This is a genomic window from Acidimicrobiia bacterium (genome assembly GCA_035651955.1).
Classification (GTDB): Bacteria; Actinomycetota; Acidimicrobiia; order IMCC26256; family JAMXLJ01; genus JAMXLJ01.
Genome location: DASRES010000038.1, coordinates 23873 through 38289 on the forward strand (window position 1 = coordinate 23873; position 14417 = coordinate 38289).

Consider the following 14417-nt stretch of genomic DNA (forward strand, 5'->3'; position numbering starts at 1 on the left):
CGGGAACGCCGAGGGGACCGGTCGGGAGCCCGACCGGGGACCTGGCCGGGAACGAGGAGCCCTCGCTGCACGACGTGCCGCCGATCGAACCGGTGACGGACGGGGCCCGCTCGGTCCTCGACCGCGCCGTGCTCGACCACGTGCAGCTCGCCGTCCTCGTGATGGATCTCACCGGCACGGTCGTCGACTGCAACCGTCACGCGGCCGAGCTGTTCGGGCTCGCGCGCGCCGAGCTCGTCGGGAGCTCGTCGACCGCGTTCACGCTCGAGGCGATCGACCCGGACCTGCGCCGTGAGATCGGGCACCGCCTCCAGGCCCGCGAGCCGTGGGAGGGCGACTTCCGGCTGCGACGGGCGGACGGGACCGTCGCGGTCGTGCACGCCATCGACTCGGGCGTGTTCGACGACGACGGCCGGCTGACGGGTGTCGTCTCGGTCGCGACCGACGTGACCGAGCGGTGGCGCGCCACCCGGCGCCTCGTCGCGCAGCACGAGATGACGCGTGTGCTCGCGACGGCAGGCGACCTGGACGAGGCGAGCGGCCGCATCGTCGAGCTCCTGCGCGACGAGCTCGAGTGGTCGCTCGGCGCGTTGTGGGAGGGCGCGGCGGACGGCGACGTCCTCCGATGCGTCGCGGTGTCGGCCGCCGACGACGTCGACCCGACGTTCGCGAAGGAGACACTCGCGACGTGCCTCGCGCGCGGCGAGGGTCTTCCCGGACGCGTCTGGGCCGACGGCGAGCCGGCGTGGATCGAGGACGTGACATGCGACGCCAACTTCCCTCGTGCGCGGGCTGCGGCGGGCGCGGGGCTGCATCGCGCGCTAGCCGTCCCCGTCGCGGGTCGCGACGACGTGCTCGGGGTGCTCGAGCTCTTCGGCACCACGACGCAGCCCGTCGACGAGGACCTCGTCGCGACGACGGTCGCGCTCGCGAGCCAGCTCGGTCAGTTCCTCGATCGTCGCCGTGCCGAAGACGCCGCCCGAACGACCGAGGCCCGGCGCGCCGCGATGTTCGAAGCCGCGCTCGACGCCATCGTGTCGATCGACCGTGACGGTCGCGTGATCGAGTGGAACCCGGCGGCGCAGTCGACGTTCGGGTGGACGCGCGACGAGGCGATCGGCACGCCGATGCACGAGCTCGTCGTCCCGCCGGATCTCCGCGAGCACCACGTGCGCGGCTTCGCGCGGCACCTCGCGACCGGGTACCGGTCGATGCTCGGTCGCCGGGTGGAGACGCGGGCAGTGCGGCGCGACGGCGCCGAGCTCCCGGTCGAGCTGACGATCGCGCGCATCGACGCCGGACCGGAGCCGGTCTTCACCGCGTTCATGCGCGACATCTCCGATCGCGTGCGGGCCGAGACCGAGCGCGAGGACCTCGCGCGACGGGAGCAGGCGGCGCGCAGCCGGCTCGAGCTCCTCGCGCAGCTCGGCAACATCCTCACCGTCGAGCGCGACGTGCGCGCGCGCCTGCAGGCCATGGCGGGCGTGCTGCTGCCGGTGTTCGCCGACATGTGCGCGGTCATCACGCGCGATCCCGACGGCAGCGTCCGCCTCGTCGCGCTCGCCCACGCCGACCCGGTGAAGCAGGCGTTGATCGACGCCGTCGGCGACTGGCGCCCATTCGTGCTCGACGACGTTCCCGCGGTCGAGGAAGCCGTCACCCTGGAGCCGCTGCTCCTCGAGCACATCCAACCGGGGATGCTCGACTTCGTGTTCGGCGACGAGCACGAGCGCGAGCTCGTGCGCGCGTTCGACCTGAAGTCGGTGGTGTCCGTCCCGCTCCCCGGCGAGGAGGGCCCGATCGGCGCGATCGCGTTCGCGACGTCCGACCCGTCACGCCGCTACACGGAGGACGACCTCGCGCTCGCCGAGGAGATCGCGCGCCGGTTCGGACCCGCGGTCGAGAGCGCGCTGCAGCTCGAGCGCGAACGACACGTCGCGGAGACGCTGCAGCGGAGCCTCCTGCCCGAGCATCTTCCCGACGTTCCCGAGGTCGACCTCGCCGCGCGCTACCTGCCCGCGACGGCGGGAGTCAGCGTCGGCGGTGACTGGTACGACGTGCTCGCGCTCTCCGACGGCCGTGTGCTCTTCGCCATCGGGGACGTCGTCGGTCACGGCGTGCGGGCCGCGGCGGTGATGGGCCGCGCGCGTGCGGCACTCCAATTCTGCGCGCTCGCGGAGCTCGAGCCGTCGGAGGTCCTGACGCGCCTCAACGCGTTCTTCTCGGCCGCGGCCGACGGCAGCATGTCGACGCTGTTCGTGATGGTCTACGACCCCGCGACGACCACCGCGCACTACGCGAGCGCGGGACACCCGCCCGCGCTGGTGCGCGAGGCGAGCGGCGAGGTACGGGCGCTCGAGGGCGCGCGCGGCACGCCGCTCGCCGCGGACGCCGTGCACACGTTCGTGCAGTGCACCGAGACGCTCTCGCCCGGCGCGACCGTGTTGCTGTACACGGACGGGCTCGTCGAGCGGCGACGCGAGTCGCTCGATGTCGGCTTCGCCCGGCTGCACGAAACGTTCCGCGACGGTCCCCGCGATCTCGAGGCCCTGGTCGACCACGTCGTCGCGGAGCTGGTCGGGCCCGGCGGGGGAGCGGACGACGTCGCGGTGCTCGCGTTCCGTCCCGCCCCCGAGAACGAGCGGCTGTCGCTCACCCTCCCGACCGACCCCCGGCAGCTGCGCGTCCTGCGGTCGCGGCTCGCGGGGTGGCTGACACGGCGAGGCGTCGACGCCGAGACGGTCTTCGACCTCAACCTCGCGGTGACCGAGGCGGCGGGCAACGCGATCGCGCACGCGTACGGGCTCGGCGACGGCGAGTTCGGGGTCGACGTCCACCTCGAGGACGACGTCGTGGTGTGCACGGTCACCGACCGCGGTCACTGGCGTGTCGAGCGCCGCGACGGCTACGGCCGCGGGCTGATGCTCATGCGCGCGCTCACCGAGCAGGTCGAGATCGAGACGAGCGACGACGGCACCCGTGTCGAGATGCGCCGTCGCGTCGCGGTCAGGTGTGCCGGCTGATGTAGCCGCGCCGCCGGAACACGGCGAGCATGTGCACGAGCAGGAACGTCGACGCGATCGCGAGCACGACCGCGCCGAACGCGCCCCAGCCCACCTGGCTCCACGGCAACGAGTGCCCGGCGACGACCTCGTGCGCGGCGGCGAACACGTGCGTCGTGGGAAGCGCGCGCGAGATGGGTTGGATGGCGCCCGGCAGCGCGCTGACCGGATAGAAGATCCCCGACAGCGGCATCACCATCGCGAGCAGGCCCCACGCGAGGATCTCCGCGCCCTGGCCGACCCGCAGGATCAGCGAGATCACGATCAGACCGACCGACCAGCCGACGACGAGCAGGATCGCGACCAGCGGCACGAGCGCCAACCCGAGGGTCGTCACGTCGAACGCGAACAGCGCCCACGCCGCGAGCGCGACGGTCCCGACACCGAGCGCGAGCTTGACCAGACCGAAGAGGACGACGCCGGCCACGTACTCGACCTCCGTCAGCGGTGTGACGAGGAGGTTGAGCAGGTTCCGCGACCACGTCTCCTCCATGAAGCCCGTCGAGAGGCTGATCTCGGCCTGGAACACGACGTGGAACAGGAGGATGCCGGCGAGGAGGTACGCGACGCCGGCCGCCCCCGCGCTCGACTGGCGCGAGAAGTAGACGCCGAGCGAGCCGAAGAGCAGCGCGTCGACGACGGGCCAGAACACGACGTCGAACCAGCGTTGCGGCGCGCGTTGCAGCACGTAGGCGTGACGGCGCGCGACGGCGGACACGCGCAGCCATCGGGTCTTCGTGATCACGTCACCCGCTCCCGCTCCTCGGCAAGGTGCAGGAACACGCCCTCGAGGTCGTCGCGACCGAAGCTGGCCGCCACGGCGTCGGGCGTGCCGTCCGCGACGACGCGGCCGGACGAGATGAACACGACCCGTTCGCACAGCCGCGACACCTCGACCATGTCGTGACTCGTGACGAGCAACGCGGTGTGATCGGCCGCGCACAGCTCGGCGAGCCCCGTGCGGACGCGCAGCGCGACGTCGGGGTCGAGCGACGCGGTCGGCTCGTCGAGGATCAGCAACCGCGGCCGGTGCAACGTGGCCTTGATGATCCCGATGAGGGTGCGCTGTCCCGACGACAGCTCGTTGCCCATCGCGGTCGCGAGGTGCGTCACGCCGAAGCGCTCGAGGCCCAGCGTGATCTGGGGCTCGGGATCGGCGATCCCGTAGAGCCGCCCGAACATGTGGAGGAACTCGCGCACTCGGAGCCGCTCGGGGAGCGGCAGGTAGCCCGCCGCGAACCCGACCCGCTCCGCGGCTCGGCTGCGCTCGCGTGGCAGCCGGTGACCGGCGATCTCCACGAAGCCGTCGTCGGGCGTGACGACGCCGAGCAGCATGAGCAGCGTCGTGGTCTTCCCGGCGCCGTTCGGTCCGAGCAGCGCGACGCGCTCGCCGACGCCGACGGTCAGGTCCACGCCGTCGACGGCCCGGACCCGCCGGTACTGCTTCGTGAGACCGCGGGCGCGCAGGACGACGGACTCGGCGCCACCGGGCGCGTGACCGTCCTGCACGCCGGAATGCTCGCTCACCTGCGGAGTGTCGCAGACGGCGTGCACGGGACGGAACCGATTTCGTGCGCGACACGCCGGCGACGCCGGGTGCCGCGTCGCGGCTGGGGTAACGTCTCGGGCTTCGAGCGTCGTCGCCAGGCGGGCGCGGGTTGGCGGGGGATGCTCTCGGTGACAAGCCTCGCGGTGAGAAGCCTCTCGTTGAGACTCGAGGAGAGCCGACGTGATCGCAACCTGCGCCCGATCCCGCGGCGTGCGGCCGCGGATGCGTGGCGAGCACCCCGCGGAGTTCGCACCGTGAGGGCGCCCGACGTCCGGACGGAGCACCGGGGCTCGACGCTCCTCGCGACGCTCTCGGGTGACGTCGACCTGTCCAACGTGGCGACGGTGCGCGCCCGCCTGGTCGCGGCGCTCGGCGACGACGTCGACTCGCTCGTGCTCGATCTGACCGGCGCCGGCTACATCGACAGCACGGGCGTGCGGCTGCTGTTCGACATGGCCGAGCGGTTCGCCCGGAGTGGCGAGCGAGTCCGCGCCGTCATCCCCTCCGACGCGCTCGTGCGGCGCGTCGCGTCGCTCACGAACCTCGACCAGGTCGTCGACATCCACGAGACCGTCGACGCGGCGCTCGCGTCCCTCAATTCACGATCTTGAAGACGGTGCGCAGGCTGGTGATCTCGAGCAGCTCGCTGCACTGACGGGTCGGCGACGCGAGGACGAACTCGGTGCCGGCCGCCTCCGCCGCGTTGTGCCCGTGGACGAGCGTCGCGAGGCCGGCGGAGTCGACGAAGTCGAGCTCGGCGAGGTCCACGACGAGCCGGTCGGGGCCGTGCGCCAGGATCGCCTCGATCTCCTCCGCGAGCGTCGACGCGCCCACGACGTCGAGCTCGCCGGCGAGCTCCAACACGACGTCCCGCTCGCCGCGCGCGGACATCGTGAACGCCGCCGCGTCGGGATCCATGACGGTCAGCATGCCATGAGGGCCGCTCCGCGGAACGTGCGCGCCACCTGACCTGCACAACTAGCGTTCCCGCCGTGCGTGAGGCCCGGCGGTTCCCCGAGTGCGCGGTCGCGTCGCCGCACTATCTCGCGTCGGCGGCCGGGCTCGCAGCGTTCGCGCGCGGCGGCAACGCGATGGACGCGGTGCTCGCCGCCAACCTCGCGCTCGGCGTCGTCGCGCCGTACTTCTGCGGCTACGGCGGCGACGTGTTCGCGATCGTGTGGGACGGCCGCGTCCACGGGTACCTCGGCAGCGGCCGCTCCGCGAGCGCGACGTCGATCGACCACGTCCGCGCGGCGACGGGCGGAACCGACATGCCGTGGATCGGTCCGCACACGGTCACCGTCCCCGGCGCGATCGCGGGCTGGTTCGAGCTGCTCGAGCGCTGGGGCACGCGATCGTTCGGCGACGTCGCGACGGACGCGCTGCGGCTCGCGCGCGACGGGTTCTCGGTGACCGCCAAGGCGTCCGAGCTCTTCGAGGGGTCGCGCGCGCTCTACACGGAGTACCCGGACTGGCAGGCCGTGTACGGCGACGCGCGCGCAGACGTCGTGCTGCGCCAACCCGCGCTCGCCCGGACGATCGAGGCGCTCGCCGAGCACGGGCCCGACGCCTACTACCGCGGTCCGATCGCCGACGCGATCGAGGACGCCGTGCACCGGGCCGGCGGTGCGCTCACCGCGCGCGACCTCGCCGCGCACGCGGGGGAGTGGACCGAGGCGTTGCGCGCGGCGTACCGCGACGTCGAGGTGTGCGAGCTCCCACCCCCGACGCAAGGTGTGACCGCGCTCGAGATCCTGCGCGTGCTCGACGGGTTCACGCTCCCTGCCGACGGCGTGGAGCGCCAGCACCTGTTGATCGAGGCGTGCAAGGCGGCGCTCGCCGACCGTGAGGAGTTCGTCACCGACCCGCAGTGGATGACGCGCGCACCCGAGTCGCTTCTCGACGACGCGTGGATCGCGTCGCGCCGTGACGCCATCGACATGGAGCGCGCGCACGTGCCCGCGTCGGCGCACGCCCAGCGCGGCGGGACGGCGTACCTCTGCGCGGCCGACCGCGACGGATTGATGGTGAGCCTCATCCAGTCGAACTTCCTGGCGTTCGGGTCCGGCATCCACGTCTCCGAGTGGGGCATCAACCTCAACAACCGCGGATCGTCGTTCACGCTCGACGACGCGCACGCCAACGCGCTCGCGCCGTCCAAGCGGCCGATGCACACGCTCATCCCGGCGCTCGCGCTGCGAGAGAGCGAGCCGTGGCTCGTGTTCGGCTCGATGGGCGGCGACGCGCAGGCGCAGGTGCACGCGCAGCTCCTCGCGCACGTCGTCGACGACGGTGCCGACGTGCAGTGCGCGCTCGACGCGCCCCGCTGGCAGGTCGACCCCGTGCGCTGGCACGTGCTCGCCGAGACCGGGTTCGCGGACGACGTGTTGCGCGGCCTCGAGACCCGCGGGCACGCCGTCGACCGCACGAAGGCGCTCGACTCGCGGATGGGGCACGCACACGCGATCGCGCCGACGGCCGGCGGCTACGCCGTCGGGACCGATCCGCGCGCCGAGGGCGCCGCGCTCGGCCTGTAGCAGCGCGGCCCGCAGGTACGATCGTCGTGATGATCTCGACCGTCGACGACGTGACGCGCGGGCTCGAGGCGAACCGCTACCTGGCCGACGAAGGGCTCGCGACGGCGGTGTTCCTCGCCATGACGCTCCCGCGACCCCTGCTGCTGGAGGGCGACGCCGGCGTCGGCAAGACCGAGGTCGCGAAGGCGATCGCACGCTGGACGGGCGGCCGGCTGCTGCGCCTGCAGTGCTACGAGGGGATCGACGTCGCGCAGGCCGTCTACGAGTGGGACTACGCGCGCCAGCTGCTGCACCTGCGGGCGATGGAGGCGGGCGGCCACGAGGTCGTCGAGGACGAGGTGTACTCCGAGCGGTTCCTCGTGCGGCGTCCGCTGCTGCAGGCGATCGACCACCACGGCGACGTCCCACCCGTGCTGCTCGTCGACGAGGTCGACCGCGCCGACGACGAGTTCGAGGCGTTCCTGCTCGAGATCCTGTCGGACTTCGAGGTGACGGTCCCCGAGCTCGGCACGTTCCGCACCGACATCCCCCCGATCGTCGTGCTGACGTCGAACCGGACGCGCGACGTGCACGACGCGTTGAAGCGACGGTGCCTCTATCACTGGATCGCGCACCCGAGCTTCGAGCGGGAGCTCGCGATCCTCCGGGTGCGCGCGCCCGGGGTGCCGGAGCAGCTCGCCGCGCAGGTGGCGGCGGCGGTCGCGGTGTTGCGTGACCTCGAGCTGTACAAGCCGCCCGGTGTCGCGGAGACGATCGACTGGGCGGAAGCTCTTGCCGCGCTCGGCCATCGGGTCCTCGACGAGGAGGCCGTGCGCACCACCCTCGGGACGATCCTGAAGTACCGGGAGGACCAGGAGCGCGTCGCCGAGCACGGGCTCCCCGCGATCCTCCAGGCGGCCGCCGCGCAGCATGGCTGAGCCGAGCGCGGATCGCGCCGTCGTCGCGTTCTCGCGTCTGCTGCGCGCGGAAGGCCTGGACGTCGCGGTCGGTGCGACGGTGACGTTCGCGGAGGCCGCCGCGCGCGTCGGGTTCGCGTCGCGCGAGCGGCTGTACTGGGCGGCGCGCGCAACGCTCGTCCACCGCCCGGAGGACGTCGGTGCGTTCGACGCCGCCTTCGACGCGTTCTGGGCCGGTCGGGGCGCGCGTGCCGGCAGCGCGCCCGTGGAACGGGTCTCCCTGACGCTCGCGCACGACGCGCCCGACGACGGGTCCGCCCCTGACGGCGCGACGGTCGACCACGACGAGCCCGACGGGCCCCTGCTGAGCGTCCGGTGGAGCCGCGCGGAGGTGCTCCGTCATCGCGACTTCGCCGCGTACACACCCGAGGAGCACGCCGAGGCGCGGCGCCTGATGAGCGACCTGCGCCTGGCCGGCGCGCTCCGCCGGTCGCGCCGGCTGCGTCCGACGTCGCGGGCGCGCGGGCGTCCGGACGTGCGCCGCACCGTGCGCCGCGCGCTGCGGACGGGCGGCGAGCCGCTCCGGCGGTCGTTCACCGAACCGGGCGAGCGGCCCCGGCGGATCGTGCTGCTGTGCGACGTCAGCGGGTCGATGGAGCCGTACGCGCGGTCGTTGGTGCGCTTCCTCCACGCCGCGGTCGTTGGCCGCACGCGCGTCGAGGCGTTCGCGCTCGGCACCCGTCTGACGCGCGTGACGCGGGAGCTGTCGTCGCACGATGCCGACGCCGCGATCGCGGCGGCGGCGCGTCGCGTCGTCGACTGGTCGGGCGGGACGCGGCTCGGCGACGGGTTGCGCGAGTTCAACGACCGCTGGGGTGTCGCCGGCATGGCGCGCGGCGCGGTCGTCGTCGTGCTCTCCGACGGGTGGGACCGGGGCGACCCCGACGTGCTCGCCGAGCAGATGGCGCGGCTCGCGCGCGTCGCGCACCGCGTCGTGTGGGTGAACCCGTTGAAGGCGACGCCCGGGTATGCGCCGCTCGCGCGGGGGATGGCAGCCGCGCTCCCGTACGTCGACGAGTTCGTCGAGGGCCACTCGCTCGCGTCGCTGGAAGCTCTGGCGAAGGTGGTGACGAGACGATGAAGGAAGTGCTCGACGACATCGAACGGTGGCGCGCGGCCGGACGGCGTGTCGCGGTCGCGCGCGTCGTCGGGGTGGAGGGCTCGGGCCCGCGCGATCCCGGTGCGACGATGGTGGTGAGCGAGGACGGCGAGGTCGCGGGGTCCGTCTCGGGCGGATGCGTCGAGGGTGCGGTCGTGCAGGAGGCGCTCGCGGTCCTCGCCGGCGAGAAGCCGCGGGGCGTCGTGACGTTCGGGTACTCCGACGACGAGGCGTTCGCGGTCGGCCTGACGTGCGGCGGCACGGTGCACGTGTTCGTCGAGCCGCTCGACTGGTAGCCGGTGTCGATCTACGAGGAGCTGCGCGACGCCATCCGGGCCGAGGAGCCGGTCGCGCTCGTGACCGTCGTCGAGGGGCCCGAACCCGGGGCGAAGCTGCTCGTCGGCCCCCAGCGTGCGGTGTCGGGGACGCTCGGCGACCCGGACCTCGACCGTGTGGTCGCGCGCGACGCGCTCGGTGAGCTCGCGGCCGGGCTCACGTCGACGCGGCACTACGGGCGGCACGGCGAGGCGCGCGAGCGGGACGTGTCCGTGTTCGTCGAGTCGTTCGCGCCCCCACCGCGCATGATCATCTTCGGCGCGGTCGACTTCACGGCGGCGCTCGCGAAGGCCGGCAAGCTCCTCGGCTACCGCGTCACGGTCTGCGACGCGCGCGCCGTGTTCGCGACACGTCAGCGGTTCCCGATGGCCGACGAGGTCGTGAACGACTGGCCGGACCGGTACCTCGCGAAGGTGGGGGAGGACCTCGGCCCACGCGACGCCGTGTGCGTCCTGACCCACGACACGAAGTTCGACGTGCCCGCGATCGTGGCCGCGCTCGCGACCGACGTCGGATACCTGGGCGCGATGGGCTCCCGGCGCACGCACGAGAAGCGGGTCGCGCGACTGCACGAAGCGGGTGTCGACGACGAGGGACTGGCGCGCATCCACGCGCCGATCGGCGTCGACATCGGTGCCCGCACCCCCGAGGAGACCGCGATGTCGATCTGCGCGGAGATCATCGCGACGCGTACGGGGCGAACGGTCCCGTCGCTCCGGGACCGCACCGGCCCGATTCATTGACAACCGGTCCGTTCTGTGAAGCGTCAAGCACACACTGTGTGGCTGACGCTTCACAGAACGCTCGGGGAAGGAGCACGAACGCATGAACCTCGGGATCGCAGGTCGTAGGGCCGCGGTCGCGGCGGCGTCGTCGGGGCTCGGTCTCGCGGTGGCACGCGCCCTGGCGGAGGAAGGCGTGGCGGTCGCGATGTGCAGCCGCACGCGCGAGCGGATCGAGCAGGCCGCGCGCGACGTCGGCCACGACGCGATCCCGATCGTCGCCGACGTCGCGCACGCCGACGGCGCGCGTGGGTTCGTGCGCGACGCCCGCGACGCGCTCGGCGGGGTCGACATCCTCGTCACGAACGCGGGCGGTCCGCCCCCGGGTGACTTCTCGTCGGTCGCGCTCGACCAGTACGAGCCCGCGTTCGAGCTCAACTGCCTCTCGACGATCGCGATGTGCACGGAGGCCGTGCCCGGGATGCGTCAGCGCGGCTGGGGACGGGTCGTCGCGATCACCTCGATCGCGGTGCGGCAGCCCATCGCGAACCTCATCCTGTCGAACACGGCGCGTGCGGGCGTCACCGGCTTCCTGAAGACGCTCGCGCGCGAGGTCGCGTCCGAGGGTGTCACCGTGAACTCGCTCCAACCCGGGTTCCACGCGACCGATCGGGTCACGTCGCTGCACGACGACCCGTCGCGCCTCGCGGACGGCGTGCCCGCCGGCGAGATCGGACGTCCCGAGGACCTCGCGGCCGTCGCCACGTTCCTCTGCTCGGAGTCCGCCCGCTACGTGACGGGCGCGGCGATCCCCGTGGACGGCGGCGCCTACGCAGGCCTGCTCTGACGCCCCCAACGGCCGGTTGGTACACAAGTCGCGGTCAGGGGCGCGACTTGTGTACCAACGCGGGTTCTGTGTGTCCGCGCTCGGCGTCGCTCTAAGGTCGCCGGTATGACCGCTTCCGTCGCGCCCCGGGCCGCCGCTGCGCGCGGTCGGGTCGCCACGGTGCCGAACGTCATCTCGCTGGTCCGCCTCCTGTGCGTGCCGGTGTTCGTCTGGCTCCTCTTCGCGACGGGCGAGCCGCGCGTCGGCGCGATCGTGCTGCTCGCCCTGCTCGGGGTGACCGACTGGGTCGACGGGTGGATCGCACGCCACTTCGACCAGGGCAGCGAGGTGGGGAAGGTGCTCGACCCGACCGCCGACCGGGTGCTGCTGTTCACCGCGGTGGTCGCGCTGCTCGTCGACGGCAGCGTGCCGCTGTGGGTCGGGATCCTCGTGCTCGTGCGCGAGGCCCTGGTGAGCGTGGCGGTCGTCGCGCTCGCGGTCGCGGGCGCCCGCCGCATCGACGTGCTGTGGGCGGGCAAGGCGGGAACACTCGCACTGATGTTCGCCTTCCCGGGCTTCCTGATCGCTCACGACACGGCCTCGGGGTCGGCCGTGCACGACGGGTTCCTCGCGGCCGCGTGGGTGTTCACCGTCGGCGGTCTCGTGCTCGGGTACTACGCCGCGGTCACCTACATCCCCCAGGCCCGCGCCGCGCTGCGCGAAGGGCGTCACGCGCGGGCCGGACGTGAGAACGAGGTGCGATCGTGAAGGCAGTGATCCTGGCCGGGGGAGAGGGCACCCGGCTCCGGCCGCTGACGAGCAACCAGCCCAAGCCGATGCTCCCGATGGCGAACCGGCCGATGATGGAGCACATCGTCGCGTTGCTCGCCGAGCACGGCTTCGACGACATCGTCGTGACCGTCGCGTTCCTCGCGAACCAGATCCGCAACCACTTCGGCGACGGGTCGGACTACGGCGTGCGGCTCCGCTACGCCACCGAGGAGACGCCGCTCGGCACCGCAGGCTCGGTGCGGAACGCGGCGGACGAGCTCGACGACACGTTCCTCGTCATCGCGGGCGACGTGCTCACCGACATCGACCTCACCGAGGTCGTGAAGGCGCACCAGGCCGCCAACGCGTTCGGCACGATCGCGCTGAAGCGGGTCGACAACCCACTCGAGTTCGGCATCGTGATCACCCGCGAGGACGGGCACATCGAGCGGTTCCTCGAGAAGCCCACGTGGGGCCAGGTGTTCTCCGACACGATCAACACCGGCATCTACGTGCTCGAGCCGGGGATCTTCGACTTCATCCCGTACGGCGAGCAGGTCGACTTCTCGGGCGACGTCTTCCCCGCGGTGCTCGAGCGCGAGCTGCCACTCCTCGGCCACGTCGCCGACGGCTACTGGGAGGACGTCGGTACGCTCGAGGCATACCAACGCGCGCACCACGACATCCTCGACGGGCGCGTGCGCGTCGAGATCGCGGGGTTCGAGATGGCGCAGGGCGTCTGGCTCGGCGAAGACGCCGACGTCGACCCCGACGCGCGTGTCGAGGGTCCCGTCGTCATCGGTGACAACTGCCGCGTCGAGGCGGGCGCGCACCTGCGCGAGTACACGGTGCTCGGGACGGACGTCGTCGTGAAGCACGACGCGTACCTCGAACGGGCGGTGTGCCACGACCACGTGTACGTCGGGCCGAACGTCCGGCTACGCGGCGCGGTCGTCGGTCGGTCGACCGACCTGCGCAGCCACGCCCGCGCCGAGGAGGGCGTCGTCATCGGCGACGAGTGCTTCGTCGGCGAGCACGCGGTGATCAACCCGGGCGTCAAGGTCTACCCGTTCAAGACGGTCGAGTCGGGTGCGATCATCAACTCGTCGATCGTGTGGGAGAGCCGCGGCGCGCGCACCCTGTTCGGACGCCGGGGCGTGCGCGGGCTCGCGAACGTCGACATCACCCCCGAGGTCGCGGTGCGCATCGCGATGGCGTACGGGACGTCGCTCCGCAAGGGCGTGACGGTCACGACGAGTCGCGACACGAGCCGGGTCAGCCGCGCGTTGAAGCGGGCGATCATCGGCGGGCTCAACCTCGCCGCGGTGGGCGTCGACGACATCGAGCTCGCGACCGTCCCGCTCACGCGCTTCCAGATCCGCAACGGCCAGTCGCAGGGTGGCATCACCGTACGGCTCGCCCCCGGTGACCCGAACACCGTCGAGATCCGCTTCTTCGATGCCAACGGGCGGGACATCGACGAGGGGACGCAACGGAAGATCGAGCGGCTGCTCTACCGCGAGGACTACCGGCGCGCGTTCGCCGGCGACATCGGCGACATCGTGTTCCCGCCCCGGGCGATCGAGTTCTACAGCGCCGCGATCGAGAACCTCGTCGACGCGCCGCGCGTCCGCGAGAACGGCTACAAGGTCGTCCTCGATTACTCGTTCGGCGCGAGCTCACTCGTGCTGCCGACGGTGCTGTCGCGCTTCGGTGCCGACGTCCTCGCGGTCAACCCGTACGCAAGCACCGCGTCCGCTGCTGCCGCGCTCGACGACCGGCGCGCGCGCATCGGCCGCATCGTCGACCTCGTGCGGGCGTCGGGGAGTCACCTGGGTGTCGTCATCGATCCCGACGGCGAGACCGCGACGTTGATCGACGACGAGGGTCACGTGCTTTCGGCCGACCAGGCTCTGCTCGCGCTCCTCACGCTCGTCGTGGAGGTCACGCCGAACGCGCGCATCGGCCTGCCGGTGTCGGTCTCGTGCGAGGCAGAGCGCATCGCGGAGGCGCACGGCGCCGAGATCGTGTGGACCAAGCTGTCGAACGCGCACATCATGGAGGTGGCGTCGAACGACAGCGTCGACTTCGCGGCGTCGCAGGAGGGCGGGTTCATCTGGCCCGAGTTCCTGCCCGCGTTCGACGCCATCGCGACGTTGGCGAAGACGCTCGACCTCATGGCCGCGACCGGTCACACGTTGTCGTCGATCGTGCGTCGGCTCCCGGCGGTGCACGTCGCGCACGAGGCGGTCGCGACGCCGTGGGACCGCAAGGGCGCCGTCATGCGCGAGGTCGTCGAGCGGGCGAAGGACCGCGAGATGATCCTCGTCGACGGCGTCAAGCTCCTCCATCAGGACGGCTGGGCGCTCGTCCTCCCCGATCCGGAGGAGGCGGTGACGCACGTGTGGGCCGAGGGCCCGTCGGACCACGACGCCCGTCAGCTCGCGCAGGAGTACGCGCGCAGGATCCGTCAAGCGCTGCGCTGACCGGTCAGCGATATCTCTGACGCGCTCGCTGCGGGCCGGGATACCCGGCCCGCGGACGCTCGCCGCTCCAGCC

Annotated in this window: 13 protein-coding genes; 10 read left to right on the forward strand and 3 right to left on the reverse strand. The window is 72.4% G+C overall.

Going from position 1 to position 14417, the window contains the following annotated elements; genetic code table 11:
- The first annotated feature begins 92 nt into the window (after positions 1–92).
- A complete protein-coding gene (locus VFC33_08510; protein ID HZR13278.1) occupies positions 93–3023 on the forward strand; it encodes a PAS domain S-box protein in 2931 nt (976 codons plus the stop codon).
- On the opposite strand, the gene VFC33_08515 is transcribed toward VFC33_08510, so the two are convergent.
- Both VFC33_08515 and VFC33_08520 read right to left on the reverse strand, forming a co-directional pair.
- Positions 3007–3807: an ABC transporter permease gene (locus tag VFC33_08515; GenBank protein HZR13279.1), complete on the reverse strand. Its 801-nt coding sequence runs from the start codon at positions 3805–3807 to the stop codon at positions 3007–3009. The genes VFC33_08510 and VFC33_08515 overlap by 17 nt on opposite strands.
- The gene (locus tag VFC33_08520; GenBank protein HZR13280.1) at positions 3804–4589 is read right to left on the reverse strand and encodes an ABC transporter ATP-binding protein; all 786 of its coding nucleotides are present in this window, start codon (positions 4587–4589) and stop codon (positions 3804–3806) included. Before VFC33_08520 ends, VFC33_08515 begins: the two co-directional genes overlap by 4 nt.
- A 276-nt stretch (positions 4590–4865) precedes the next feature.
- Between VFC33_08520 and VFC33_08525 the strand changes: the two genes are divergently transcribed.
- Entirely contained in the window at positions 4866–5222 is a 357-nt protein-coding gene (locus tag VFC33_08525) for an STAS domain-containing protein (protein HZR13281.1), read from the forward strand.
- Here the strand turns inward: VFC33_08525 and VFC33_08530 are convergent.
- The gene (locus VFC33_08530; GenBank protein ID HZR13282.1) at positions 5206–5529 is read right to left on the reverse strand and encodes an STAS domain-containing protein; all 324 of its coding nucleotides are present in this window, start codon (positions 5527–5529) and stop codon (positions 5206–5208) included. The genes VFC33_08525 and VFC33_08530 overlap by 17 nt on opposite strands.
- Before the next feature lie 74 nt (positions 5530–5603).
- Here VFC33_08530 and VFC33_08535 point away from each other — a divergent pair, with 74 nt between their 5' ends.
- The 8 genes from VFC33_08535 (at position 5604) to VFC33_08570 (ending at position 14344) form a co-directional block, all read left to right on the forward strand.
- A complete protein-coding gene (locus VFC33_08535) occupies positions 5604–7148 on the forward strand; it encodes a gamma-glutamyltransferase family protein (GenBank protein ID HZR13283.1) in 1545 nt (514 codons plus the stop codon).
- Positions 7149–7177: 29 nt separating this feature from the next.
- Positions 7178–8065: a MoxR family ATPase gene (locus VFC33_08540; protein HZR13284.1), complete on the forward strand. Its 888-nt coding sequence runs from the start codon at positions 7178–7180 to the stop codon at positions 8063–8065.
- Complete coding sequence (locus VFC33_08545; protein ID HZR13285.1) at positions 8058–9185, forward strand: VWA domain-containing protein; 1128 nt, start codon at positions 8058–8060, stop codon at positions 9183–9185. The genes VFC33_08540 and VFC33_08545 overlap by 8 nt, the downstream gene beginning before the upstream one ends.
- Positions 9182–9499, forward strand: coding sequence for an XdhC family protein (locus VFC33_08550; protein ID HZR13286.1), 318 nt, complete (start codon positions 9182–9184; stop codon positions 9497–9499). Before VFC33_08545 ends, VFC33_08550 begins: the two co-directional genes overlap by 4 nt.
- Before the next feature lie 3 nt (positions 9500–9502).
- On the forward strand, positions 9503–10282 hold the full coding sequence (locus VFC33_08555; GenBank protein HZR13287.1) for an XdhC/CoxI family protein: 780 nt from the start codon (positions 9503–9505) through the stop codon (positions 10280–10282).
- Between the two features lie 82 nt (positions 10283–10364).
- On the forward strand, positions 10365–11108 hold the full coding sequence (locus VFC33_08560) for an SDR family oxidoreductase (GenBank protein HZR13288.1): 744 nt from the start codon (positions 10365–10367) through the stop codon (positions 11106–11108).
- 105 nt (positions 11109–11213) lie between these two features.
- The gene (locus VFC33_08565) at positions 11214–11855 is read left to right on the forward strand and encodes a CDP-alcohol phosphatidyltransferase family protein (GenBank protein HZR13289.1); all 642 of its coding nucleotides are present in this window, start codon (positions 11214–11216) and stop codon (positions 11853–11855) included.
- The gene (locus VFC33_08570; protein ID HZR13290.1) at positions 11852–14344 is read left to right on the forward strand and encodes a sugar phosphate nucleotidyltransferase; all 2493 of its coding nucleotides are present in this window, start codon (positions 11852–11854) and stop codon (positions 14342–14344) included. The genes VFC33_08565 and VFC33_08570 overlap by 4 nt, the downstream gene beginning before the upstream one ends.
- The last annotated feature ends 73 nt before the right edge of the window (positions 14345–14417 follow it).

Bases quoted from the DNA above. Each gene is read 5' to 3' on its own strand.
- VFC33_08530 (HZR13282.1), bottom strand. From the start codon at position 5,529: ATGGATCCCGACGCGGCGGCGTTCACGATGTCCGCGCGCGGCGAGCGG.
- VFC33_08540 (HZR13284.1), top strand. From the start codon at position 7,178: ATGATCTCGACCGTCGACGACGTGACGCGCGGGCTCGAGGCGAACCGC.
- VFC33_08545 (HZR13285.1), top strand. From the start codon at position 8,058: ATGGCTGAGCCGAGCGCGGATCGCGCCGTCGTCGCGTTCTCGCGTCTG.
- VFC33_08550 (HZR13286.1), top strand. From the start codon at position 9,182: ATGAAGGAAGTGCTCGACGACATCGAACGGTGGCGCGCGGCCGGACGG.
- VFC33_08560 (HZR13288.1), top strand. From the start codon at position 10,365: ATGAACCTCGGGATCGCAGGTCGTAGGGCCGCGGTCGCGGCGGCGTCG.
- VFC33_08565 (HZR13289.1), top strand. From the start codon at position 11,214: ATGACCGCTTCCGTCGCGCCCCGGGCCGCCGCTGCGCGCGGTCGGGTC.